Source organism: Streptomyces sp. 147326, assembly GCF_045000215.1.
Taxonomy (GTDB): domain Bacteria; phylum Actinomycetota; class Actinomycetes; order Streptomycetales; family Streptomycetaceae; genus Streptomyces.
Genome location: NZ_CP134201.1, coordinates 4,746,387 through 4,769,687, shown reverse-complemented (window position 1 = coordinate 4,769,687; position 23,301 = coordinate 4,746,387). Strand labels below are relative to the sequence as shown.

The following is a 23,301-nucleotide window of genomic DNA, read 5'->3' as shown; positions in this document are numbered from 1 at the left end:
ACGCTCCTCATTGACGCGCACGCGCAGGGCGCCGTCTCTGTCGACGGCTGGGACGACCGCGCTGCGTTATCGAAAGGTAATAGACGCAGGGGAGTGATTCCAAGCTGTTGCGCTTGATCGTTCGCACCAATCAGACACGCAATGGCTGGCTCTGGCCAGGCCTTTTCGCCACAGAACCTGATCAATTGGGGCAAAAATCAAGCGACTACCCCATCTCTTCGGCCACACACGAAACATGACGCTCCGTCAATAACCTTGCAGAGAGCACCACTTCGAACACGCAGTGTCACATGCCGTCGCCCCGGCGTACCACCGGCACGGTCCGCCGCCGCTCCGGCTGCCGCGGCTCCGGCCGGCCCACCGCGAGCAGCGCCATGTCGTCCGTGGAGCCGCCGCCCGTGTGCCGGCGCACATCGGTGCTGAGCGCGCTGAGCAGGGCGTACGGCCCGGGGAAGATCCGCCCGCGCAGCCGGGCCGCCGGATCGTAGAAGTCGCCCGCCCGGTCCCGGGCCTCGGTCAGCCCGTCCGTGTAGAGCAGCAGGGTGGTGCCCGCGGGAAAGGGCCACTCCTCCGCCCGGTCCGGCCAGCCGCCCAGCTCCCCCATGCCGAGCGGCAGGGCGGGCTCCGCCGGCGCGAGGACCGCCAGCTCCCCGTTGCCGTGCAGCAGCAAGGGCTCCGGATGCCCCCGGTTGAGCAGCCGCAGCACCCCCGCCCCCGCCGGGATCTCCCCGAGCACGCACGTCGTGAACCCCTCCACCGCGTCCAGGCCGTCCCGCCGGGTGCCCTCCCGGGCCAGCGCCCGCTCCAGCCGCTCGGCGAGCGCCTCCAGCGTGGGTTCGGTCTCCGCCGCCTCCCGGAACGCCCCGAGGACCACCGCCACGGCCTCCACCGCCCCCAGCCCCTTGCCCCGTACGTCGCCCACGGCCAGCCGCACTCCGTACGGGGTGTCCTGGACGGCGTACAGGTCCCCGCCGATGAAGGCGTCGGCCTGCGCGGCCTCGTACCAGGCGGAGACGTGCAGCCCGCCGATGCGTTCGGCGGGCTTCGGCAGCACCGCCCGTTGCGCGGCCTCGGCGATCCCGCGCGCGGAGGCGAGCTGCTCGCCGCTGCGCCGCACGACCCGGTTGATCAGGAGCGCCAGCCCGGAGACGGTCACGACGGTGGCCAGCTCGGTCAGCGCCTCGGCCTTCCAGCCGGTGCCGTTGTAGAGCTGCAGCAGGAACACCGCGAGCGAGGCCAGGAGGCCGGTCAGCACCGTGGCACGGAACGTGTAGAGGGGGGCTGCGATCAGCGGGGCCGCGGAGAAGAAGGGGGATCCGGTGAAGCTGGGCGGGGTCAGGAAGTTGAAGACCATTCCGAGGACGATCAGCACACCCGGCAGCACCCGGACCACCTGCCGGGCCGGACCACTCCCGCCACGGCTCCCGCCACCGCTCGCGCGCCCACCGTTGCCCTGCCGGCCCAGCCCCGCCACGCTGCTCTCCTGCCGCCCGGATCCCTCGTACGGATGCGGGCCCGCCGCCTCGCCCCTCAAGGCTGGCGGCAAGGGCGGCCGGTCGGCGACCTGGCGGCGGCCGTACGGGTGACGACGCGTGAGACGCGGGACGGGACGGGAACACGACGAAGGCCCGGCTCCCCAAGGGGAACCGGGCCTTCGTACTGAGTAGCGGGGGCAGGATTTGAACCTACGACCTCTGGGTTATGAGCCCAGCGAGCTACCGAGCTGCTCCACCCCGCGTCGGTAAACACAACTCTACGCCATCCGGGGGGAGCCCTCCGCCAATTAACGGCCGACCCGCCCTCAGATCGACATCATCGCAGGTCAAAGCCCCAAAACCGGTCCAAGACCCACCCAGGACCGGTCCGCGGGCGGTCGGGAACGAGCACCCCGCGAACGAAGATCATCCCTGTTGCACGCCGGTGACACTTCGGGGATCGTTCCGGGATCGGGCGCGGGCGATGATTCACCTGTCGCCAAGGCCAGGGGGAACACGAACCGGCCGGGCGACGACCACCACACCAACCGGCTCGGCCCTCTGCCGATGCCCCTGTGATTCCCGGGGGGAGTCCACCATGTCCGTTCGCACCGCAGCCGCCATCGCAGTCGTCGCCGGCGTTGTCACCACTCTGCTGCCGTTCTCGGCCACCGCCGCGTCCGCCGCACCCGCCACCGACGACCACGCCGTGCTGCGTACGGAGATGGGTGCTCCCGTCCCGAGCGGCCCGCTGACCCGCGGCGGCGCCACCGAGTCCTTCGACCTGACGGTGAAGAACCCGACCGGCAAGGCCGTCACGTACAACCCGTGGATGCTCGTGGACCCGAACGGCCCGAGCCGGCTGCAGAAGGACGACGTCGTCTTCAAGGTCGAGGCGGTGGACGCCCCGGCGACCAAGTCCTCGATCGGTCAGCAGGACGGCGGGTGGCAGGGCACCTTCTTCCCCGCCGCCGGTGAGCCGGGCGGCGACAAGGGCGGCTTCGACATCCCCGCCAACGGCAAGATGACCTGGAAGGTCACCATCGGCCTCGGCGCGAACTACCCGACCAACGACGGGGACTTCAGCCTCAGCGCCTCCAGCTACAACAACTCCGTGGCCCCCGGCGGCGCGGACTCGCACACCTTCAAGGTCGACCCGCAGATCAAGACGGGCGAGCTGAAGACCTGGTTCAAGCAGATCAGCTCCGGCAAGGACGGCCAGGAGCAGCGCGCGTACCTGGACCTGAACTACCAGGCCACCGGCGACGGCACCTTCGGCACCGCCCTCGCGACCAGCCTGAGCCTGTCCCACCCGGGCGAGCAGGAGGCCGACTTCCGCGTGCAGGCCCTCTTCGACGGCCGCTGGCAGGACCTGAAGGCCGAGGACAGCCGCTACGAGCTGCCGCAGATCCCCAAGGGCTTCGGCGCCACCGCCGGCGTCCACACCCTGCCGCTGCGGGTCAGCCTGGGCAACCACACCAAGCTGACGAAGAAGACCACGATCACGATGGAGGCCGAGGTCCGGCACGCCGTGGGCAACTCCTACGCGCTCAAGACGAGCTCCGTGAAGTTCCCGCTCGTCCCGTTCGCGGAGACGGTGCCCACCGACACCCCGTCGACCACGCCGTCCACCGCCCCGTCCACCGTCCCCTCGGTGCAGCCGGCCGTCGCCACCTCCACCGGCAACACCAACGTGACGACCACGGGCACCGCTACGACCACGACCACGGCCACGGCCACCGGCTCCCTCGCCACCACCGGCGCCGGCTCCTCCACCGGCCTGTACGCCGGCCTCGCCGCCGCCCTGATCGTGGTCGGCGCGGCCGCCGCCTGGCTCGGCCGCCGCCACCGCGGTCTCTCCGCCTGATCCACACCCCGTACGCAGCAGCGCTCCGCCCGGTCCGACCGGGCGGGGCGCTTCACGTTGTGGCGGGGCGGAGGCCGGTTGCGGGTCCGGGCGGTCAGCCGTCGGCGGGCGTGCGCCGGCGGGTCAGCACGTGGGTTGTGGAGCCGTCGTCCTCCCGGACGTCCCGGACGTGCGTGAAGCCGATGCGGTCCAGCAGGCTCAGGGAGGCCGTGTTGGCGGCGGCCACGGTGGCGTGCACCTCGGTCAGGCCGAGGGCGGCGAAGGCGTACGCGACGATCGCGTCCGCGATCTCGGTGCCGAGGCCCGCTCCCCAGGCCCCCGGGGCCAGGGCGTAGATGATCTCGTGGCCGCCGGCCTCGTCGGTCCGCTTGATCTCGGCGTGCCCGATCAGCTCGCCATCGCGCCGCACGGCCCAGACGTCGAAGAGGTCCTCGGCGTAGACCTTCGTGAAGACCCGCCCGAACAGGGCCCGGTCCTCGGCCTCCGTGGCGGGGCCGTCCCCCATCCACCGGGACACCCGGGTGTCCTGGAAGAGGGCCACGAAGCTTTCCTCGTCCTCGGGGACGTACGGGTCGAGGAGCAGGCGTCCGGTGCGCAGAACTGGAGTCACGCGCGGCGACGCTACCCGCTGCGACCGGAAGGCTCACCGGGTTTCCGGCCCGCCCCCGGCAATGACGGGCCGTCCGTTCGCGCGGGGGACCGGAAACGACCGAGCGCCCCCTCCCGTCGGAACGGGAAGGGGCGCTCGGCGCCGGACAGGAGGCTTCGCCCCCGCCCGTGAGCGGTAGGCCATGTCGGACTCGAACCGACAACCAACGGATTAAAAGTCCGCTGCTCTGCCAATTGAGCTAATGGCCCTCCGGGTGCTCACCCCAGAGCATAGCCGGACCGCGCCGGTCAGCCGATCGGGTATCGACCGACCGGCCTGTCGCCGTCAGTTCACCGGCTTCGGCCGGGGCCCCCCGACGGCTCGTGACGGCTCGTCAGTTTCCAGCAGTTCCCCTCCGGAACGAGAAGGGGCCCGTACGACACCGGGTGTCGTACGGGCCCTTCTCAGGGGTTCAGCTCAGCTGCGGTCAGCCGTTGCGCTTCCAGCGCGGCTTGTCGTCGCGGCGGCCGCCGAAGCCGCCGGTGGAACCGGAGCCGGAGCCGGAGCCGGACGGACGGTGGTCGTCGCGGCGGCCGTAGGGACGGTCGCCGGCGCCGCCGGAGCGGAAGCCACCGGCGGGACGGTCGTCACGACGGTCGCGGTTGAACGGACGGTCGCCACCACCGGAGCGGAAGCCACCGGAGGTGCGGTCGTCACGGTTGTACGTGCCGTTGCCCGTGGCCGGACGGTCGCCACCGGAGCGGAAGCCACCGGAGGGACGGTCGTCACGACGGAAGCCGCCACGGTCGCCGCCGCGGTCGCCACCACGGTCGTCGCGGTTGAAGCCACCGGAGGGACGGTCGTCACGACGGAAGCCACCACCGGCCGGACGGTCGCCACCGGAGCGGAAGCCACCGGAGGGACGGTCGTCACGACGGAAGCCGCCACGGTCGCCACCACGGTCGTCACGGTTGAAGCCACCGGACGGACGGTCGTCACGACGGAAGCCACCACCGGCCGGACGGTCGCCACCGGAGCGGAAGCCACCCGACGGACGGTCGTCACGGCGGAAGCCGCCACGGTCGCCACCGCGGTCACCACCACGGTCGTCACGGTTGAAGCCACCGGACGGACGGCCGCCGCGGTCGCCGCGGTCGTCACGGCGGAAGCCGCCACGGTCGCCACCGCGGTCACCACCACGGTCACCGCGGTTGTCGCGACGCTCGAAGTTGCCGCGGTCGTCGCGCTGGGCGCGCTGCTCCTCGCGGCGCTCCTGCGCGGCCAGCTCGGCGGCAGCGGCGGCGGCAGCTGCCGCGACCTCGGCCTCGGCGGCCTCGGCCACCTCGGCGACAGCGGCCTCCGGGTCCTCGCCGCGCTCACGGGCGGAGCGGGCGACCAGGCGGTCGGCCTCCTCGCGGAGCTCGACGGCACGGCGCGACAGGCGCTCCAGCTGCTTGGTGAGCTCGGCGACCTCGCGCTCGGCCTGCTTGGCGGCGTTGTTCGCGGAGTCGGCCTGGACCTCGGTCAGCGAACGGGCACCGGTGATCTCGGCGACCTCCGGCTCGAAGGCGCCGGCGCCCTGGACGATGTGACGCGAGGCGTCGACGCCCGCGTCCTCCATCAGGCGGAAGATCTGGCGGCGCTGGTGCGGCAGGGCGAGGGAGACCACGACACCCGACTTGCCGGCACGGGCGGTACGGCCCGAGCGGTGCAGGTAGTCCTTGTGGTCGCCGGCCGGGTCCACGTTCAGCACCAGGTCGATGCCGTCGACGTGGATGCCGCGGGCGGCGACGTCGGTGGCGACGAGCGCGTTGACGTAGCCGTCCTTGAAGTCGGCGAGGACGCGGGTACGGGCACCCTGCGTCATGCCGCCGTGCAGCGCGTCGGCCTTCACGCCGGCCTCGACGAGCTGCTCGGCGATGCGGTCGGCGCCCAGCTGGGTGCGGACGAAGATGATGGTGCGGCCCTTGCGGGCGGCGATGGCGGCCGTGACCGGCGCCTTGTCCTTCGGCTTCACGACGAGGACGTGGTGCGTCATGGTCGTGACGTTGCCCTGGGCGCTGTCGACCTCGTGCGTGACGGGGTTGGACAGGTAGCGCTTGACCAGGGTGCCGATCTCGTTCTCCATGGTGGCGGAGAAGAGCATGCGCTGGCCGCCGCCGGGGATCTGGTCGAGCAGCTCGGTGACCTCGGGCAGGAAGCCCAGGTCGGCCATCTGGTCGGCCTCGTCGAGGACGGCGATCTTGACGTTCTCGAGGGAGCAGGCGCCGCGGTTGATGATGTCGCGCAGACGGCCCGGGGTGGCGACGAGGACGTCGACACCGCGCTCCAGGGCGTAGATCTGGTTGCTCATGGAGGTACCGCCGCAAACGACCTTCATCTTCAGGCCGAGCACGTCGCCGTAGGGCTGGAGGGCGTCCGCGACCTGCATCGCGAGCTCACGGGTCGGCGTGAGGATGATCGCGCGGGGCTTCTTCTTCTCGGTGTGACCGCCGGCCAGGGAGGCCAGGGTCGGCAGACCGAAGGAGAGGGTCTTGCCGGAGCCGGTGCGGCCACGGCCGAGGATGTCCTTGCCGGCCAGGGCGTCCGGGATGGTCGCGGCCTGGATCGGGAAGGGGGCGGTGACGCCGTTCTGGGCGAGCTTGCGCACGATGCCCTCGGGCAGACCGAGGTCTCCGAAGGTGATCGAGGGCTCGGCGGCGGCGCCGTCGTCACCGTCGAAGTCGGTGTCGGAGTCGATGGAGTCCTCGACGGACTCACCGTTCGTCACGTCGGCCTCAAGGGCCTCGATGATCTCGTCGGCCTCTGCGGCCTCGATGGCCTCGGTGACCACAAGGGCCTCGGCGTCGACGATCTCGTTGGAGTCGTTCTCGGGCATGACGGAACGGTCAGAACTGGAAATGGACATGCGAAATGCGAAACCTTCCGGAGTCTCGGCACGCGCCCAAACTCCGTGAATCGCAAATCGACCGCCTCAATGCGGTCAGCCACGGCTAGGGAGAGTACGCGCCACACGGCGCTCTTCGGATTCGGCGCCGGGCAATGGGATCAAACGATCTATAACCATACGCACCCTCCCCGGGGTCTGGCAAGTCAATGCGACCGAAACGCCCCTGACCTGCGAAGACGCCCCGTCCGGCGCAGCCCTCCAGACCTCGGAACCCGCGACGAGCCCTACGGCTGCGGCGCCGGCTGGGTCGTGGGCTCGGGCTGCGGACTCGGCGGCTCCGGAGTGGGTTCCGTCACAGGCGGAGTCGTGGCCGGCGGCTCCGGGGTCGGGCTGGCCGGCTGCTGCCCGCCCCCGGAGCCGCCCGATCCGCCAGAGCCGCCGGAGGCCCCGGAGCCACCCGATCCGGCGGAGCCGCCCGGACCGCCCGCCGGGGGTTCCTGCGGGCCCTGTCCGCCCGCTCCGCCGCCCGGCCCCGCCGACGGCGCGGGAACGCCCGGCCGGCCGCTCGGCGCGCCCGGGCTGGGCGAGGCCCCGGTCGCGCCGGAGGCCTTGCCGTCCTCCTTGGGCTTGCCGTCCTGGCTGCCCGTGCCGTCCTTCGTGCCGTGCCCGTTGCCGTGCACCCCGGAGCCCCGCCCGGAGACGGACCCACCCGCCTCGGCGCCGCCCCGGCGGTCCGCCGAGGAGGAGGGACCGGGCTTCGCCGCGTCCTCGCCGACACTCATGCAGCCGGCCGTCGCCGCGACCGCGAGCGCGGTGACGGCCAGTCGGAGGGAAGCGGACAACTGGCGCACGGGGGCACCTCCGGAGCCTGAGGGTGAGAGTCCGCATGAGCGGGTCAATGTGCCCAACTCCCTTTGACCCGCAAGGGACACGCCCTCAGCCGAACAGCTGCTCCGCCGCCTGCGACCCGAGGCGCACCGCGCCCAGCCCGACCAGCACCGACATCACCACGTTCGCCGCCGCCAGGAACCTCCAACCGCGCTCGGCCAGCCGCAGCGTCTCGTACGAGAACGTCGAGTACGTGCTCAGCGCCCCGCACAGCCCGGTCCCCAGCAGCAGCTGCAGCCGCGAGGAGGAGGCCCCCGCCAGCAGCGCGCCGGTCAGGAAGCCGAGCAGCAGGCAGGCGGCCGCGTTGACCACGAAGGTGCCCCACGGGAAAACGGAATCGTGGCGCGCCTGGACCGCACGGTCCGTCAGATAGCGCAACGGCGCCCCGACGACCGCGCCCGCCACCACGAGCAGCCAGTTCACCGGGCGGCCCGGCGCGGCCGCCGGCCACCGCCGTCCCCGCCCCCGACCGCGAGCCGGGTCACCGAGGCCGCCGCCCACACCGCGCCCAGCGCCGCCACCACCGTGAGCCCGGCGTAGGCCAGCGCGGTGCCCGCCGCCCCCTCGTCGAGGAGCTGCGAGACGTCCACCGCGTAGGTGGAGAAGGTGGTGAAGCCGCCCAGCACGCCGACCCCGGCGAAGGGGCGCAGCAGCGGATGGGGCGCGGTCCGGCCGCCCTCGCTGATCAGCACCATGAGTACGCCGATCAGCGCGCACCCGGACGTGTTGATCCAGAAGGTCGCCCACGGGAAGGCCCCGGTCCCCGCCGGCCACAGCAGCGCGATCCCGTACCGGGCGGTGGCCCCGACGGCCCCGCCCGCCGCCACCGCCACGAGCACCCGGCCCTGCGGTTCGCCGCGCTGCGCGGGGACGTGCAGGTCGACGTCCGGGTCGATCGCCTCGGGCCCGGGGACCGGCCGGGTCACCCGTACCCCGGCGCGTGCAGCCGGTCGTCGTCGATCCCGAAGTGGTGGGCGATCTCGTGCACGCAGGAACACCCGTAAGACACCTTGTCCGACCTCGGATCTAGGCCGGTCAGCGGGGTGAGGAGAGGTTTGTGTGTCACCACGAGAGCCATTCTCGCGCGCCGTGGCCATCCTGCGCGCGATCTTGTACCTACGGATCTCGGATCCCACGGACACGTCCACGTCCATCCCCCGCCAGGAGAAGGCGGGCCGGGACCGGGCCGAGGACCTGGGCGCGGAAGTGATCAAGGTCTTCAAGACGAGGACAAGTCCGGGTTCCACACCGACGTGAACCGACCCGACTGGGAAGCCGCCCTCACGATGCTCCGCGAGCGCCTGGCGGACGTGCTGATCGCAAGACCGGCGTCCGCCCGTCCTTCGACCGCTTCCGCTTCTGGTGGGTCGGGGAGGAACGCCCCGAGGGCCTGACCTTCCCCACAACGCTCGCTGAGGCCGACGCCAAGCCGACGCCCGCGTAAGCCCTCAGACGCCCCCAGTCGGGCGCACAGCCCCGGATGGTCCCCGTGATCGTCCGGGGCTTTCTTGTGCCCGCAGGCAGGCGTACGGGCGTTGGGTGGCCGTCCGCCCGCGAGCCCTCGGGGTCCGGCTGCCAACGGGGGATCCGGCGGACAGAGTGCCCGCCCCCGGAGAGAGCGTTGCCCGTGAGGCAGCGAGCGGGGACCGCACCGCCCGAGCCGACGACGAGCTTCGCCGATCAGCTCACCTCACGAGCTTTTTGGCGATCGCGCTCTTCAGATCTCGAATAACGACTGCGCCGAGCGCGCCAAAAACTCCAGGTTGTGTGACCCGCCAGAGCAAGCGCAGCCACAACCGCAATGACCCGAATCACTGTCCAGAGATTGACGATGATCGAATCCAGCCCTCGCGCCTCGTTAGCCAAGCGCATAGACATCTCATAATAGGCCACGAGTGGAATGAGCAGCCGAAAGAAGAGGCCGCCAACACCTGGCACTCGTGCCATGTTCCCCAAGAACCCTAGAGGTGCCCCAAATGCAAACGCGAAGAACGCCCACGCTTCGATCTTAGACGACGTTCCTCCACTTGAGAGGCCGGCCGCCGTTCCGTCCGGGCTGATAGAACCCCAATCCTTCGAAACATAGTAAGCGACTACACCGATAGCCAACCCGACAGAAGCCAGCATGGTTGATTCGATTTTTGATTGCCGAAAATAGCCCACCAGAAATGCGAAACAGGCCCATGACCATCCACTGGAGAAAATAACACCCACAACCACACCAACGGGGCTATCCCACTTTTCAGCAAGAGGACCTACCAGCCCAAGCAGCAGGCCGGCTCCTAGCGGCAACGCCAGGGATGCAGCGCGAGCGCGCGAAAGATCTTTAATATCCCTCTCTCCTATCCATTCGAAAAATAAGCAGGGACGGCACAACTCTGGGCCCACACGATTCCTCGTGCAGGCCCCGAGTCGCATCCGTAGCACGAGATACCGTGAGTGACGTTCTGGCAGCTGTTTGCCAGCGGCTGAAAAGAACTCGTCGACGCACTGACTTCGATCTTTACCACACCCAATTCAGAGGGTTTCCCAGCTCTGCGGGCGGCTTCACCCCGTCACCGCGCTTGTGGATGACGGGCTGCCCGACCTTGAGACCGGCGGTGGCGTCAAGGCCGGTGTCGCCGGTAGCGGTGCCAACCTGAGGACCGTCTGCGGCTGCTGGGGTGGAAACGCCCAAAACCGCGAGCACCACGCCCACAAAGCCGAAAGCTATCGATCTTCCGAAATTCCTCATGCCGTAACCCCCTAGGCTGCCCCTGCGGGAGCTCCGGGAGCATCCTCAATCAAGTAATAACGGCGGTCAATCACATTAAGCGTCGCTGAAAAACACCTTTGGCTGGTTCGTCGATTTGACCTAGTGCAAGCTGTCTCATTTCCCCCGATTTGCAGCTAACTGATTTCCCAGCTCTCCGGTAGGCACTGCGGCAGATGGCTTGATCTGTGCGCACCTACTTCAATGAGCCGCTGGTAGGTCGACCTCGTGGTCTTCGGACCCGAGCCGACGGACGCTGCACCGAGCATGAGCGCGAGGCGAATGCGGACCGTGCGTCCCGTGGTGGCGCTGTCTATGACACGCGTTGGCAGCACATGCGCAGGGCCTACCTCTACAAGCATCCGTGGTGCGCGCTGTGTGGCCGTCTGGCCAACGTGGCAGACCATCACCCGTTGTCCCGACGCGAGTTGATCGCACGGGGTGTCGCGAACCCTGACGCTGCGGGCTGATGAAGTCGCTGGCAACGCCTATCGATACAACGAGGGTCCACCCCCTCCCGGGTGGCTCCTTCAGCGCGGTCAACGAGGCGTGCCCGGAGAGCACCGGGACCCTCAACCAGAAGATCGAGACGCTCGCCATCCTGGGTGGTGACGCGGACGTGGACAAGTTCATCGCGCAGACCCGCGGCAACCTGAACGATCAGCGGGCAGTTCAGATCATGATGAAGGTCGAGGCGGCATCCGTTCATTTCTCGGATCAGTTCTTCAACGGTGACGTGATGGTGCACCCGAAAGGGTTCGACGGTCTGCGTAAGCGGCTCTTCGGCACTCAGGTCGCTGATGCCAGGGGGCTCGGACCGGTGGCCAACGGCTACGAGTTCTTCGATGCGTTGGACACGCTGGCCGCACGCGTCCGCGGCATCAACGGTGCCCACGGCGCGCTCTACATGAACGCCGGCATCCGGGCCAAGATCGCGTCAGGGTTCCGCCGGCTCGGTGACCGGCGGGGCGGAGGTTCAGGAGGAACGGCTCTGCCATCTCCTCACGGTCGGCGCGCTGCCCCGCGTGAGCCTGGGCGTGGTGCCCACACGGACCGATCGGTCCCGGATGCCGGCGGAAGGATTTTGGATCTTCGATGCGGCACAGGCCAACGTCGAGTTGGTCTCCGGCTATCTCACCCTCACCCAGCCCAGCGAGGTTGCCGCCTACGCCGAGACCTTCACTGAGCTGGCCCATCTGGCGGTCTGAGCAGGACAGCCGGACGGGGCTCTCCGGGTCCGACCCCCTCGGGAGTGATGGTCGTCACGGAGAATGGCCGTGTGCTGGAGATGACGCGAGACGCCTTCGAAGAGCTGGTGGCCGAAGCCCTGGACTCGATCCCGCCTGAGCTGACGCGGGTGATGGACAACGTGGCGGTCTTCGTGGAGGACGAGCCGCCCGCCGACGATCCGGAGCTTCTGGGGCTCTACGAGGGGACTCCGCTCACGGAGCGGGGCGAGTGGTACGCGGGGGTTCTCCCGGACCGCATCTCGATCTACATGGGGCCGACGCTCCGGATGTGCGAGAGCCCGGAAGACGTGGTTCACGAGGTTGCCGTGACCGTGGTCCATGAGATCGCCCACCACTTCGGCATCGACGACGAGCGGCTCCACGAACTGGGCTGGGGCTGATCCCGAGGCGGCCCGATCAAGCCGTCAGACTCACCTGAACAGGGGAAACCTCACCCGAAGAGGTGTACGACGGGACATCGTGCACCACGGTGACCTCCGTCTCCGCGACCCGACCACGCTCTCCCGGTCCTCACACATCCGCAGCGTGGGGTTCCGGTAGAGGGTGATCCGGTCCGGCAGCACCCCGGCGTACCACTCGCCGCGGTCCGTCAGCGGAGTCCCCTCGTACAGCCCCCGCAGCTCGGGGTCGTCGGCGGGCGGTTCGTCCTCGACGAACACCGCCACGTTGGCCCTCCCGCTTGCGGGGGAGAAACCGTTTTGGCGATAGCTCCCCGGATCCCATATGCTTCTCACGTCCCCGACGCGCTGGAAAGCGCCCAGGCGGGCCTTTAGCCCTCATCGTCTAGTGGCCCAGGACGCCGCCCTTTCAAGGCGGTAGCACGGGTTCGAATCCCGTTGGGGGTACGCATTACCGTGTGCAAGACTTGGTCTCGCACACTGCAAGGTCCTGTGGAGCAGTTGGTTAGCTCGCCACCCTGTCAAGGTGGAGGTCGCGGGTTCAAGTCCCGTCAGGATCGCTGAAGCCGGAAACGGTTTCGTGGCTGGGTAGCTCAGTTGGTACGAGCGATCGCCTGAAAAGCGATAGGTCGCCGGTTCGACCCCGGCCCCAGCCACCATCAAGAAGGCCCCGTCCATCGGACGGGGCCTTCTGTGGTTACTCCCCCTCGGGCTCCGCCGCCGTCCGCGCCCTGCGGCGCCACTGCACCAGGCCGACGGCCGACGCGCCCGCCGCGACCAGCCCGAGCAGCGCCCGGTCCGGGACCGCGTCCGCCACCGAGCCGACCCACTGCTCCACGGCGAACGAGTCGTCCACGTCCAGCAGGCCCGGCAGCGCGCCCGCCCCGTCGTAGACGAGGAACAGCGCGCCCAGGGTGATGAAGAACAGCCCGGACAGGAGCGAGGTGGTGTGCAGCTGGAAGCGGCCCACCGAGAAGGCCCGCCCGCGCAGCCAGCGCCGCTTGCCCAGCTCGAACCGCTCCCAGAGCAGGGCCAGCAGGAAGAGGGGCACGGCCATCCCCAGCGCGTAGACCGCCAGCAGCAGGCCGCCGTAGACGGGGCTGCCGCTGACCGCCGCGACCGTCAGGACGCTGCCCAGGATCGGGCCGGCGCAGAAGCCGGCCAGCCCGTAGACCGCACCGAGCGCGTACACCGACAGGGCGGTGGTCGGCCGGATCCGGCCCGACAGCTCCGAGATCCGCTTCGAGGCGAAGCCCAGGCCCAGGATCTGCGCGAGCCCGAGCGCGATGATCAGCCAGCCGCCGGCGAGGACGAGCTGGTCGCGGTTGCTGTGGAAGAACCGCCCGGCGTACGAGCCGGCCGCCCCCAGCGGTACGAGCGTGCTCGCGAGGCCCGCGTAGAAGATCCCGGTGCGCGCCAGCAGCCGGGAGGCGGAGTCGATCGAGTACGCGAAGAAGGCCGGCAGGAGCAGCGCGCTGCACGGGCTGAGCAGCGCGAGCAGGCCGCCCAGCAGGGCGGCCAGGTATCCGATGTCGGTCACTGCTTCGCCGCCGCGGCCTTGGCCGAGGCGATGGCGGCCGTGAAGGCGCCGAGGGGCTGGGCGCCCGCGATCGGCCTGCCGTTGACCAGGAAGGACGGGGTGGAGGTGACGCCGATGCGGTAGCCCTCCTCCTGGTCCTTCCTCAGGGCCGCCGTGGCCTGCCCTCCGGCCATGTCCGCCTTGAAGCGCTCCAGGTCGGGGACCCCGGCCTCGCGAGCCAGCTCCACGAGCCGCGGCCCGGCGAAGCCCTTCTCCTTCGCGCCGTCGGCGTACGCGGCCGAGTGGAAGGCGGTGAACCGGTCCTGCTGCCCGGCCGCCCAGGCGGCCTTGGCGGCGGCCTCGGAGTCGGCGCCGAAGATCGGGAAGTTGCGCCACTCGATGCGCAGGGTGCCGTCCTCGACGTACTTCTTCACCAGTTCGGGTTCGGTGTCCCGCGCGAACTTGCCGCAGTAGCCGCACTTGAAGTCGGAGTACTCGATGAGCACGACGGGCGCGTCGGCGCGGCCGACGGCGAGCTTGTCGCCGGCCTCGCGGCGGGCCAGCGCCTTGAGTTCGGCGGCGGGGTCGGTCCGGGGCGCGGCCGCGGCGGAGGAGCCGGCGGAGCTCTTCTCGGCGGGGGCGGTGGCCTGCCAGGAGACGAGGCCGAGGGTGATCGCGGCGACGGCGACCCCGGCGGCGTACAGGAGGGGCTTGCGGGAGGAGGAACGGGAGGAAGAAGAGGACATGCGGGTGCTCCAGTGCTGCGGGTGGTGAGGCGGACCGGTGGGGAGCGGCCCTCCTAGACCCGCATCACGGACAGCTCCACCGGGCCGGGCGCCGGCCGGTCGGGACCGCGTACGAGGACCCGTACGGGCATCGCCACGTGCGGCCGCGCCCCCTCGGGCACCGGCCGCGCCGGCGGTACGTGCGCGTGCTCGCCCCCGGCCCTGGCCGGGACGGCGGGGAGCCCACCGTGATCGGCGGCCCCGGGCGCACAGGCGGGGCCACCGCCGCCGGAGAAGGCGGCCGGGGCCGGGCTCGGGTCCCCGGGCCGGGCGGGCCCGGGGTCGGACGCCGGAGCCGGGGCAGAAGCCGGGGCGGAAGCGGAAGCCGGGGCGGAGGCGGAAGCCGAAGCCGGGCCGGCCGGGGCCGGAGCGGCCGCAGCCGGGAGCACCACCGCGAGAACCGCCACCACCAGACCGGCCCACACCGTCAGAGCGGCGCATGCCAATCGGTGCGGGCGGGACAAGGTGGGCTGCCTCTCATACGTACGGCTGACTGAGTCGTCCCGAAATCGTACGGGTCCGCCCGACAAATGCGTTCGCCACCCGGCGGGCCCAGGTGAGATCCTCGATCAGGTATGTCTACTTCCTTCGCCGCCCTGCAGACGCTTCTCGGTGAGATCTCCCTCCGTGACGCGCACCGCCTCGGCCGCCGCCTCGAAGGCGCCCGCCGTATCCGCAAGCCCGAGGCCAAGCAGGCCGTGCTCGACGAGATCGCCGCGGAGGCCGCGAAGGCCGCCGAGCGACTGGCCGGCCGTGCCTCGCGGATGCCGGAGGTCACGTATCCCGAGAACCTGCCCGTCAGCCAGAAGAAGGACGAGATCGCCGAGGCGATACGCGACCACCAGGTCGTGATCGTCGCCGGTGAGACCGGTTCCGGCAAGACCACGCAGATCCCCAAGATCTGCATGGAGCTGGGCCGGGGCGTCCGCGGCATGATCGGGCACACCCAGCCCCGCCGGATCGCGGCGCGCACCGTCGCGGAGCGCATCGCCGAGGAGCTGAAGTCCGAGATCGGCCAGACCGTCGGCTGGAAGGTCCGGTTCACCGACCAGGTGGACCAGGACGCGACCTTCGTGAAGCTGATGACGGACGGCATCCTGCTCGCCGAGATCCAGACGGACCGCGAGCTGCGCGCCTACGACACGATCATCATCGACGAGGCCCACGAGCGCTCGCTCAACATCGACTTCCTGCTCGGCTACCTGGCCACGCTGCTGCCGAAGCGCCCCGACCTGAAGGTCGTCATCACCTCGGCGACCATCGACCCCGAGCGCTTCTCCCGGCACTTCGGCGACGCGCCCATCGTCGAGGTCAGCGGGCGGACGTATCCGGTGGAGGTCCGCTACCGGCCGCTCCTGGAAGAGGACTCCGAGGAGAGCGACCGGGACCAGATCACCGCGATCTGCGAGGCCGTGGACGAGCTCCAGTCCGAGGGCGCGGGCGACATCCTGGTCTTCCTCTCCGGAGAGCGCGAGATCCGCGACACCGCCGACGCGCTGAACAAGCGGAATCTCCGCTTCACCGAGGTCCTCCCCCTGTACGCGCGCCTCTCGCACGCCGAGCAGCACCGCGTCTTCCAGCAGCACACGGGCCGCCGGATCGTCCTCGCCACGAACGTCGCCGAGACCTCCCTGACCGTCCCGGGCATCAAGTACGTGATCGACCCGGGCACCGCCCGGATCTCCCGCTACAGCCACCGCACCAAGGTCCAGCGCCTGCCGATCGAGCGGATCTCGCAGGCCAGCGCCAACCAGCGCAAGGGCCGCTGCGGCCGTACCAGCGACGGCATCTGCATCCGGCTGTACTCCGAGGACGACTTCGACGCCCGGCCGGAGTTCACGGACGCGGAGATCCTGCGCACGAACCTGGCCTCCGTCATCCTCCAGATGACCGCCGCCGGCCTCGGCGAGATCGAGAAGTTCCCCTTCATCGACCCGCCGGACCACCGCAACATCCGCGACGGCGTGCAGCTCCTCCAGGAGCTCGGGGCGCTCGACCCGGCGGAGAAGGATCCGTCGAGGCGGCTCACGCAGATGGGCCGCCAGCTCTCCCAGCTGCCGGTGGACCCGCGCCTCGCCCGCATGGTCATCGAGGCCGACAAGAACAACTGCGTCCGCGAGGTCATGGTCATCGCGGCGGCCCTGTCCATCCAGGACCCGCGCGAGCGGCCCTCGGACAAGCAGACCCAGGCCGACCAGAACCACGCCCGCTTCAAGGACGAGACCAGCGACTTCCTCTCGTACCTGAACATGTGGCGCTACGTCCGCGAGCAGCAGAAGGAGCGCGGTTCCTCCTCGTTCCGCCGGATGTGCAAGCAGGAGTACCTGAACTTCCTGCGGATCCGCGAGTGGCAGGACATCTACTCGCAACTGCGTACGGTCGCCAAGACCATGGGCATCCACGTCAACGAGGCCGATGCCCCCGAGCAGGTCATCCACGTCTCGCTGCTGGCCGGCCTGCTCTCGCACATCGGGCTCAAGGACACCGACAAGAACGAGTACCTCGGTGCCCGCAGCGCCAAGTTCGCGGTCTTCCCGGGCTCCTCGCTCTTCAAGAAGCAGCCGAAGTTCGTGATGTCGGCCGAGCTGGTGGAGACCTCGCGGCTGTGGGCGCGGGTGAACGCCAAGGTGGAGCCCGAGTGGGTGGAGCCGCTGGCCCAGCACCTGATCAAGCGCACGTACAGCGAGCCGCACTGGGAGAAGGACCAAGCGGCCGTGATGGCGTACGAGAAGGTCACGCTGTACGGCGTCCCGATCGTCGCCCAGCGGAAGATCAACTACGGCCGGATCGACCCCGAGGTCTCGCGCGAGCTGTTCATCCGCAACGCGCTGGTCGAGGGCGACTGGCGCACGCACCACAAGTTCTACGCCGACAACCGCAAGCTCCTCACCGAGGTGGAGGAGCTGGAGAACCGGGCCCGGCGCCGCGACATCGTGGTGGACGACGAGACCCTCTTCGACTTCTACGACCAGAAGATCCCGCCGCACGTGGTCTCCGGGGCGCACTTCGACTCCTGGTGGAAGCACAAGAAGCGCGAGGAGCCCGAACTCCTCGACTTCGAGCGGGAGATGCTGCTCACCGAGAAGGCGGCCGGGGTCACCAAGGCCGACTATCCGGACTCCTGGCGGCAGGGGCAGCTGAAGTTCCGGGTGACCTACCAGTTCGAGCCGGGCGCGGACGCGGACGGCGTGACCGTCCACATCCCGCTCCAGGTGCTCAACCAGGTCACCGACGAGGGCTTCGACTGGCAGATCCCGGGCCTGCGCGAGGAGGTCGTCACCGAGCTGATCCGCTCGCTGCCGAAGCCGATCCGCCGGCACTACGTGCCCGCGCCGAACTTCGCGACCCGCTTCCTGGACACGGCGGTGCCCCTGCAGGAGCCGCTGCCCGTCACGCTGGCGCGCGAGCTCCAGCGGATGGTCGGGGTCCCGGTCTCGGCCGAGGACTTCGACCTCGGGCGGATCCCGGACCACCTGAAGATCACCTTCCGGATCATCGACGAGCGGCGCAAGAACCTCGCCGAGGACAAGGACCTGGAGGCGCTGCGGCTGAAGCTGAAGCCGAAGGCCCGCCAGGCCCTCTCCAAGGCCGCCGCGGCCACCGCCGAGCGGGCGGGCGGGGAGTCGGTGGAGCGGACCGGGCTGACCGACTGGACGATCGGCACGCTGACCAAGGTCTTCGAGACCCGGCGGGCCGGCCAGCCGGTGAAGGCCTACCCGGCGCTGGTGGACGAGGGCGCGACCGTGTCCGTACGGCTCTTCGACACCGAGGCCGAGCAGCAGCAGGCGATGTGGCTGGGCACCCGGCGCCTCATCCTGCTGAACATCCCGGTGAACCCGGCGAAGTTCGCCTCGGACCACCTGAGCAACCAGCAGAAGCTGGCCCTGTCCAGGAACCCGCACGGCTCCATCCAGGCGCTGTTCGACGACTGCGCGACCGCGGCGACGGACAAGCTGATCGCGGACCACGGCGGTCCCGCGTGGGACGAGGCGGGCTTCCGCAGGCTCTACGAGGCGGTCCGCGCCGACCTCGTGGACACGACCGTGCGGACGGTGAGCCAGGTCCAGCAGGTGCTGGCCGCCTGGCAGGCCTGTGAGCGCCGCCTGAAGGCCACCAACAGCCTCGCCCTGGTCGCCAACATCCAGGACGTCAAGGCGCAGCTGGCGGCCCTCATGCCGGCCGGCTTCGTCACGCTCACCGGGCTGCGCAGGCTGCCGGACCTGATGCGCTACCTGGTGGCGGCGGACCGGCGGCTCCAGCAGATGCCCACGGGCGTCCAGCGCGACACCACGCGCATGGAGAAGGTCCACGAGATGCAGGACGAGTACGCGTGGCTGCTGGAGCAGCTGCCGAAGGGACGGCCGGTGCCGGCGACGGTCACGGACATTCGCTGGATGATCGAGGAGCTGCGGGTCAGCTACTTCGCGCACGCCCTCGGGACGGCGTACCCGGTCTCCGACAAGCGGATCGTGAAGGCGGTGGACGCGGCGGCTCCGTGACCGGCCAGGTGGTCCGGTTCGACTGCACCCCCTGAGCTGCGGTACAGTCTGATTCGCAGCCGCCGAGCGGCCGCAAATCAAGGACCTGTGGAGCAGTTGGTTAGCTCGCCACCCTGTCAAGGTGGAGGTCGCGGGTTCAAGTCCCGTCAGGTTCGCAGAAACGTCAGGGCCCGCATCCCCCAGGGGATGCGGGCCCTGACGCGTTGGCGGGCCCAACACCCGGCCGCCCGGGGGCGTTGGGATCCGCTGAGGGCGCCCGAGGGCGGCACGAGGCCCCCGAGGGCGGTACGAGGCCCGTCCGAGGGCGGTACGAGGCCCCGGGCCGCCCGCGCCACGCGGTGGGCCCGGCCCGGCTCACCGCGGCCCGTCCGCGCCGCCCGCCCATGACACCCGCCCGCGACGCCTCCGGACCTCCGTCAGAGCTCCGTCAGCCCTCCGTCGGGCGTCCCGTGGAATGCGCCCGGCCGCCGCCGGCACGGCGGTCGCGCAGAATCCCCCGTTCGCATGATGCGCCCTGCACGGCACATCCCCTTTACGGGGTGCATTACCGGATATACAAGAGTGATCATCTGTGACGGGAGTCACCGCATGAGTTTTTGAGACTCCTACTTTTATCGCATCCCTACGCCCGCTCGATTTAATATGTGCAATGGCACCCACCACGCAGGGGCTCGCGCGACCGTCCGGCACCGCCCTGACCTGGGCATAAAAAAGATCGCGCTGGACCCGGCGGAGTCCAGCGCGATCGGACGACCGGAACCTGTTGGGGCAGGTTCCGTCGCATGAAGCTATGTGGGTTTCATCGGATTGGGGGACCCGATACAGACCCGTTAAAGCGGGGTGTTTGCGCGACCTCAGGCCTCGCTGCGCTGCTGCGGAATTCCCGCGAGCAGTGCGCGAACCTCGGCCTCGCGGTATCGGCGGTGTCCACCCAGGGTGCGGATGGACGTGAGCTTGCCAGCCTTGGCCCAGCGGGTGACCGTCTTCGGGTCCACGCGGAACATCGTGGCAACCTCAGCCGGGGTCAGCAGCGGCTCGGCATCAGGGGTGCGAGCGGTCATGAGCGGCCTCCTCGGGAGAACCGAACCATCTCGGTTCTTTCCTCTAAATTCTGCACCTTGGCCCGCGTTGCCCGAAATGGACATACGCGGGCCGAGTCGGTTATAGGACGAACGGCTTGTCCTCGGCACTACAACTACACCATCCGTCCAGCCTCGACGGCCAAACCGACGGAATTGCCCTCCGAGGTGTTCATCAGCGGCGGAAGCCGATGGACCGTCCCATAACGGACAGTCACCCCACTGTGACGATCAGTCACAGAGCGATCAGGAGCCGTCAGACCCCCCGTAGAGCGCAATGCCGAGCATTCCGCCCTTAGTTGGGCGGAAGGAACCCTCCCCGGACTCCTTGTCCTATTTTGGCACGAGGGTAGGGGAAGGGCGCAAGGGTGTAGTTAGTGCGGTCCGTCACGCTTGGGCCAATGGCCCGTATCGGGACGTAGGTCCTGGTACTACGTCCCAAATCTTACGATCAAGGCTCTGATCAGCCATTATTGGCCGATCGACCGATACGCCACGTTACGTACGCGGCCATCGGGGGCGAAAAAAGCCACACAGGCCACTTTCGGCCTAATTCGCGAAGAGTCGCTCCCGGACCGCCCGCCACCGCTCCGCCAGCTCCCCGTACGCCTCGGAAGCCCCCTCCATGTCTCCGGCCCGCAGGGCCGCGATCCCCGCCGCCAGATCCCGGGCCGACCGGTCGGCCGCCAGCCGGTCGGCCGGCAGCGCGTGCAGCAGCCCCCCGTAGTCCAGCTCGACCATCGACCTCGGATGGAACTCCTCCAGCCAGCTCCCCACCTCCGCCAGCCCCTCGGCGAGCATCCCGTACCCCTCCGCCTCGCGCAGGGTCCGCAGGGCCCGGGCGAGCCGCCGCCGGGCCTGCACCATCGGCGTCCGGTAGCGCAGCCGCTCGCCCGGGACGTACTCCCGCTCCTCGTCGGCCACCAGTACGAACCAGCGCAGCGGGATCTGCCACACGCCCGTCCGGATCCAGGGGCGCGCCTCCGGGTTCCGCTCGCGCCAGCGCTCGTACTCCTCGGCCGCCCGCCGGCGCGTGCCCGGCGGGAGCGCCGCGTCCAGCACGGGAAGCGGGAACGACGCGACCAGTTCCTCGAGCGCCATCCAGCCGCGGAGCCGGGTGCGCCACGGGCAGACCAGCAGCACCCCCTCCACCTCCGCCGTGAAGGCGTCCGCGCTCTCGCGCGCCGGCACCCCCACCACGGGGACCCGTACCAAGTCGGCGAGCGACTTGCGCAGTTCGTCCTGGGCGGTCGGGGTCACCCCGCGCCGGGCGTAGGCGGCCCAGTGCGTGCGCTCCGGCTCCGCGAAGGCGGCCAAGGGCTCGTAGACGCGCAGGTAGGAGGCGTACGGCACGGTCGGCGCCGAGCGCGCGGACGGCAGCAGGGGATCGGGGGATTCGCTCACGCTCTCGTACTCCCCGCTTTGAGGGTCCGGTTCACCTCCGCGGCGCTCCCGGCCCCGGCGCGGGGGGCCTCGTACTCCGAGTGTGTTCCGATCCCCGGACAGGACGCCTACGCGGGGCCCGCAGGTCTTACTCTGCTCCCAGCACGCCCTCCCCCACCCGCAGGGCGGGCGTCTTTCCGCCGCATCTCTTCCATGGGAGTCACCACCGTGACCGAAATGACCGACGGCGTCCTGCACACCCTGTTCCGCACGGAACAGGGCGCCCACGAGCAAGTCGTGCTGTGCCAGGACCGAGCCTCCGGCCTGAAGGCCGTCATCGCGATCCACTCCACCGCCCTGGGCCCGGCCCTAGGCGGTACGCGCTTCCACGCGTACGCCTCGGACGAGGAGGCCGTCCTCGACGCGCTGAACCTCTCGCGCGGCATGTCGTACAAGAACGCCCTCGCCGGTCTCGACCTCGGCGGCGGCAAGGCCGTCATCATCGGCGACCCGGACGTCATCAAGAGCGAGGAACTGCTCCAGGCCTACGGCCGGTTCGTGGAGTCCCTCGGCGGCCGCTACGTGACCGCCTGCGACGTCGGCACCTACGTGGCCGACATGGACGTCGTGGCCCGCGAGACCCGCTGGGCGACCGGCCGCTCCCCCGAGAACGGCGGCGCGGGCGATTCCTCGGTCCTCACCGCCTTCGGCGTCTTCCAGGGCATGCGCGCCAGCGCACAGCACCAGTGGGGCGACCCGACCCTGCGCGACCGCAAGGTCGCCGTGGCCGGCGTCGGGAAGGTCGGCCACTACCTGGTCGAGCACCTGCTGGAGGACGGTGCCGAGGTCGTGATCACGGACGTGCGCGAGGAGTCGGTGCGCCGGATCCTCGACAAGCACCCCGGCAAGGTCACCGCGGTCGCCGACACGGACGCGCTCATCCGCGTGGAGGGCCTGGACATCTACGCCCCCTGCGCGCTCGGCGGCGCCCTGAACGACGAGACGGTCCCCGCCCTCACGGCCAAGGTCGTCTGCGGTGCGGCGAACAACCAGCTCGCACACCCGGGCATCGAGAAGGACCTCGCGGACCGCGGCATCCTCTACGCGCCCGACTACGTGGTCAACGCCGGCGGCGTCATCCAGGTCGCCGACGAGCTGCACGGCTTCGACTTCGACCGCTGCAAGGCCAAGGCCACGAAGATCTTCGACACCACGCTCGAGATCTTTGCTCGCGCGAAGGCGGACGGCATTCCGCCGGCCGCCGCGGCCGACCGGATCGCCGAGCAGCGGATGGCGGACGCGCGCGCCTCCCGCGCGCTCTAGGCCCCTGGCGGGACCCGATGAATGCACCCGCCGGGGTGCGGCGAGACGGAACTCACTGCACTTCGGCGGGTCGCCCGCCAGGAAAAGGTTAAAATCGCAGCTGACCAGCGAGGACGGGGCGCCTTGTTGGTTCTGCACCGGGGCGCGTCATGCGGGCGGCGTACCGTATGGCCGCGGAAGCAGGTACCGTTAAACCCCTACGGACGGTCTCTCCACGGAGAGCCCGCTCCGAACCATGAACGCGTGTCAGACTCTGGGGCCGTCGCGCCCCGTCACCGAGGGGGTCGAGCCATGGGGCGCGGCCGGGCAAAGGCCAAGCAGACGAAGGTCGCCCGCCAGCTGAAGTACAGCAGCGGCGGGACTGACTTGTCGCGTCTGGCCAACGAGCTGGGCGCATCGACCGCGGAACCGCTGCCTGTCAGCGAGCCGGTCGAGGTAGACGACGACGAGCTGGACGAGGACGACCCGTACGCTCGGTACGCGGAGCTCTACAACCGCGATGACGACGACGAGGACGAAGAGTCCGGTCCGTCGGCGCACCGTCGCGGGGCTTGACGCGCGGATCCTTCTGCAGAGCAGCGTCTTCGTCAGCTGACGAAACATC

General features: G+C 70.0%; 17 protein-coding genes, 6 tRNA genes and 4 pseudogenes. 11 read left to right on the top strand and 16 right to left on the bottom strand.

Features of this window, described 5'->3' with window-relative positions; translation table 11 throughout:
• Positions 1–286 precede the first annotated feature (286 nt).
• Together RIU97_RS21830 and RIU97_RS21825 are read right to left on the bottom strand one after the other, a co-directional pair.
• A complete protein-coding gene (locus RIU97_RS21830; protein ID WP_404959242.1) occupies positions 287–1,474 on the bottom strand; it encodes a PP2C family protein-serine/threonine phosphatase in 1,188 nt (395 codons plus the stop codon).
• 190 nt (positions 1,475–1,664) lie between these two features.
• Positions 1,665–1,738, bottom strand: a tRNA-Met gene (locus tag RIU97_RS21825).
• A 335-nt stretch (positions 1,739–2,073) separates the two neighbouring features.
• Between RIU97_RS21825 and RIU97_RS21820 the strand changes: the two genes are divergently transcribed.
• Positions 2,074–3,342 carry a hypothetical protein gene (locus RIU97_RS21820; protein ID WP_404959240.1) on the top strand — a complete coding sequence of 423 codons (1,269 nt, stop codon included), beginning with the start codon at positions 2,074–2,076 and terminating at the stop codon, positions 3,340–3,342.
• A gap of 94 nt (positions 3,343–3,436) precedes the next feature.
• On the opposite strand, the gene RIU97_RS21815 is transcribed toward RIU97_RS21820, so the two are convergent.
• The 8 genes and pseudogenes from RIU97_RS21815 to RIU97_RS21780 form a co-directional block, all read right to left on the bottom strand.
• Complete coding sequence (locus tag RIU97_RS21815) at positions 3,437–3,952, bottom strand: GNAT family N-acetyltransferase (protein WP_404959238.1); 516 nt, start codon at positions 3,950–3,952, stop codon at positions 3,437–3,439.
• A 175-nt stretch (positions 3,953–4,127) separates the two neighbouring features.
• A tRNA-Lys gene (locus RIU97_RS21810) sits at positions 4,128–4,200 on the bottom strand.
• Positions 4,201–4,418: 218 nt separating this feature from the next.
• On the bottom strand, positions 4,419–6,809 hold the full coding sequence (locus RIU97_RS21805) for a DEAD/DEAH box helicase (protein ID WP_404959236.1): 2,391 nt from the start codon (positions 6,807–6,809) through the stop codon (positions 4,419–4,421).
• A 296-nt stretch (positions 6,810–7,105) separates the two neighbouring features.
• A complete protein-coding gene (locus RIU97_RS21800; RefSeq protein WP_404959234.1) occupies positions 7,106–7,672 on the bottom strand; it encodes a hypothetical protein in 567 nt (188 codons plus the stop codon).
• Positions 7,673–7,757: 85 nt separating this feature from the next.
• A complete protein-coding gene (locus RIU97_RS21795; RefSeq protein WP_404959232.1) occupies positions 7,758–8,132 on the bottom strand; it encodes a fluoride efflux transporter FluC in 375 nt (124 codons plus the stop codon).
• Positions 8,129–8,635: a FluC/FEX family fluoride channel gene (locus RIU97_RS21790; protein ID WP_404959230.1), complete on the bottom strand. Its 507-nt coding sequence runs from the start codon at positions 8,633–8,635 to the stop codon at positions 8,129–8,131. The genes RIU97_RS21795 and RIU97_RS21790 overlap by 4 nt, the downstream gene beginning before the upstream one ends.
• Positions 8,632–8,736, bottom strand: a pseudogene (locus tag RIU97_RS21785) (metallopeptidase family protein); the annotation flags it as partial. The gene RIU97_RS21790 and the pseudogene RIU97_RS21785, both read right to left, overlap by 4 nt.
• 653 nt (positions 8,737–9,389) lie before the next feature.
• Entirely contained in the window at positions 9,390–10,097 is a 708-nt protein-coding gene (locus RIU97_RS21780) for a hypothetical protein (protein WP_404959228.1), read from the bottom strand.
• 833 nt (positions 10,098–10,930) lie between these two features.
• On the opposite strand from RIU97_RS21780, the pseudogene RIU97_RS21775 reads away from it, so the two are divergent.
• The 3 genes and pseudogenes from RIU97_RS21775 to RIU97_RS21765 all read left to right on the top strand — a co-directional run.
• Positions 10,931–11,353 (top strand): annotated as a pseudogene (locus RIU97_RS21775) (major capsid protein); the annotation flags it as partial.
• A gap of 70 nt (positions 11,354–11,423) precedes the next feature.
• A pseudogene (locus RIU97_RS21770) lies at positions 11,424–11,669 on the top strand (Scr1 family TA system antitoxin-like transcriptional regulator); the annotation flags it as partial.
• Between the two features lie 71 nt (positions 11,670–11,740).
• Positions 11,741–12,091: a metallopeptidase family protein gene (locus RIU97_RS21765; RefSeq protein WP_266352419.1), complete on the top strand. Its 351-nt coding sequence runs from the start codon at positions 11,741–11,743 to the stop codon at positions 12,089–12,091.
• A gap of 16 nt (positions 12,092–12,107) precedes the next feature.
• Here the strand turns inward: RIU97_RS21765 and RIU97_RS21760 are convergent.
• Positions 12,108–12,379: pseudogene (locus RIU97_RS21760) on the bottom strand (metallopeptidase family protein); the annotation flags it as partial.
• A gap of 104 nt (positions 12,380–12,483) precedes the next feature.
• Between RIU97_RS21760 and RIU97_RS21755 the strand changes: the two are divergent.
• The 3 genes from RIU97_RS21755 (at position 12,484) to RIU97_RS21745 (ending at position 12,768) form a co-directional block, all read left to right on the top strand.
• Positions 12,484–12,556: transfer RNA gene (locus RIU97_RS21755), tRNA-Glu, on the top strand.
• 39 nt (positions 12,557–12,595) lie between these two features.
• Positions 12,596–12,669 (top strand) — tRNA-Asp (locus RIU97_RS21750).
• A 22-nt stretch (positions 12,670–12,691) separates the two neighbouring features.
• A tRNA-Phe gene (locus tag RIU97_RS21745) sits at positions 12,692–12,768 on the top strand.
• Between the two features lie 38 nt (positions 12,769–12,806).
• On the opposite strand, the gene RIU97_RS21740 is transcribed toward RIU97_RS21745, so the two are convergent.
• The 3 genes from RIU97_RS21740 to RIU97_RS21730 are packed head-to-tail and all read right to left on the bottom strand — an operon-like array spanning position 12,807 to position 14,877.
• Positions 12,807–13,649, bottom strand: a complete 843-nt coding sequence (locus RIU97_RS21740) for a cytochrome c biogenesis CcdA family protein (RefSeq protein ID WP_404959226.1) — start codon at positions 13,647–13,649, stop codon at positions 12,807–12,809.
• The gene (locus RIU97_RS21735) at positions 13,646–14,374 is read right to left on the bottom strand and encodes a DsbA family protein (protein WP_404959224.1); all 729 of its coding nucleotides are present in this window, start codon (positions 14,372–14,374) and stop codon (positions 13,646–13,648) included. The genes RIU97_RS21740 and RIU97_RS21735 overlap by 4 nt, the downstream gene beginning before the upstream one ends.
• Positions 14,375–14,427: 53 nt before the next feature.
• Positions 14,428–14,877 carry a hypothetical protein gene (locus RIU97_RS21730; RefSeq protein WP_404959222.1) on the bottom strand — a complete coding sequence of 150 codons (450 nt, stop codon included), beginning with the start codon at positions 14,875–14,877 and terminating at the stop codon, positions 14,428–14,430.
• A 111-nt stretch (positions 14,878–14,988) separates the two neighbouring features.
• On the opposite strand from RIU97_RS21730, the gene hrpA reads away from it, so the two are divergent.
• Together hrpA and RIU97_RS21720 are read left to right on the top strand one after the other, a co-directional pair.
• Entirely contained in the window at positions 14,989–18,912 is a 3,924-nt protein-coding gene (gene hrpA / locus RIU97_RS21725) for an ATP-dependent RNA helicase HrpA (protein WP_404959220.1), read from the top strand.
• Between the two features lie 81 nt (positions 18,913–18,993).
• Positions 18,994–19,067: transfer RNA gene (locus RIU97_RS21720), tRNA-Asp, on the top strand.
• A 699-nt stretch (positions 19,068–19,766) separates the two neighbouring features.
• On the opposite strand, the gene bldC is transcribed toward RIU97_RS21720, so the two are convergent.
• Together bldC and RIU97_RS21710 are read right to left on the bottom strand one after the other, a co-directional pair.
• Entirely contained in the window at positions 19,767–19,973 is a 207-nt protein-coding gene (gene bldC, locus RIU97_RS21715; protein ID WP_003949541.1) for a developmental transcriptional regulator BldC, read from the bottom strand.
• Positions 19,974–20,540: 567 nt separating this feature from the next.
• Positions 20,541–21,395 (bottom strand): hypothetical protein, encoded by an 855-nt coding sequence (locus tag RIU97_RS21710; RefSeq protein WP_404959218.1) that lies wholly within the window; start codon positions 21,393–21,395, stop codon positions 20,541–20,543.
• Between the two features lie 207 nt (positions 21,396–21,602).
• Here RIU97_RS21710 and RIU97_RS21705 point away from each other — a divergent pair, with 207 nt between their 5' ends.
• Both RIU97_RS21705 and RIU97_RS21700 read left to right on the top strand, forming a co-directional pair.
• Positions 21,603–22,697: a Leu/Phe/Val dehydrogenase gene (locus RIU97_RS21705; RefSeq protein ID WP_404959217.1), complete on the top strand. Its 1,095-nt coding sequence runs from the start codon at positions 21,603–21,605 to the stop codon at positions 22,695–22,697.
• 291 nt (positions 22,698–22,988) lie between these two features.
• The gene (locus tag RIU97_RS21700) at positions 22,989–23,252 is read left to right on the top strand and encodes a DUF3073 domain-containing protein (RefSeq protein WP_319723731.1); all 264 of its coding nucleotides are present in this window, start codon (positions 22,989–22,991) and stop codon (positions 23,250–23,252) included.
• The last annotated feature ends 49 nt before the right edge of the window (positions 23,253–23,301 follow it).

Coding starts and splice junctions, on each gene's coding strand:
- RIU97_RS21820 (WP_404959240.1), top strand. CDS start 2,074: ATGTCCGTTCGCACCGCAGCCGCCATCGCAGTCGTCGCCGGCGTTGTC.
- RIU97_RS21805 (WP_404959236.1), bottom strand. CDS start 6,809: ATGCCCGAGAACGACTCCAACGAGATCGTCGACGCCGAGGCCCTTGTG.
- RIU97_RS21735 (WP_404959224.1), bottom strand. CDS start 14,374: ATGTCCTCTTCTTCCTCCCGTTCCTCCTCCCGCAAGCCCCTCCTGTAC.
- hrpA (WP_404959220.1), top strand. CDS start 14,989: ATGTCTACTTCCTTCGCCGCCCTGCAGACGCTTCTCGGTGAGATCTCC.
- bldC (WP_003949541.1), bottom strand. CDS start 19,973: ATGACCGCTCGCACCCCTGATGCCGAGCCGCTGCTGACCCCGGCTGAG.
- RIU97_RS21700 (WP_319723731.1), top strand. CDS start 22,989: ATGGGGCGCGGCCGGGCAAAGGCCAAGCAGACGAAGGTCGCCCGCCAG.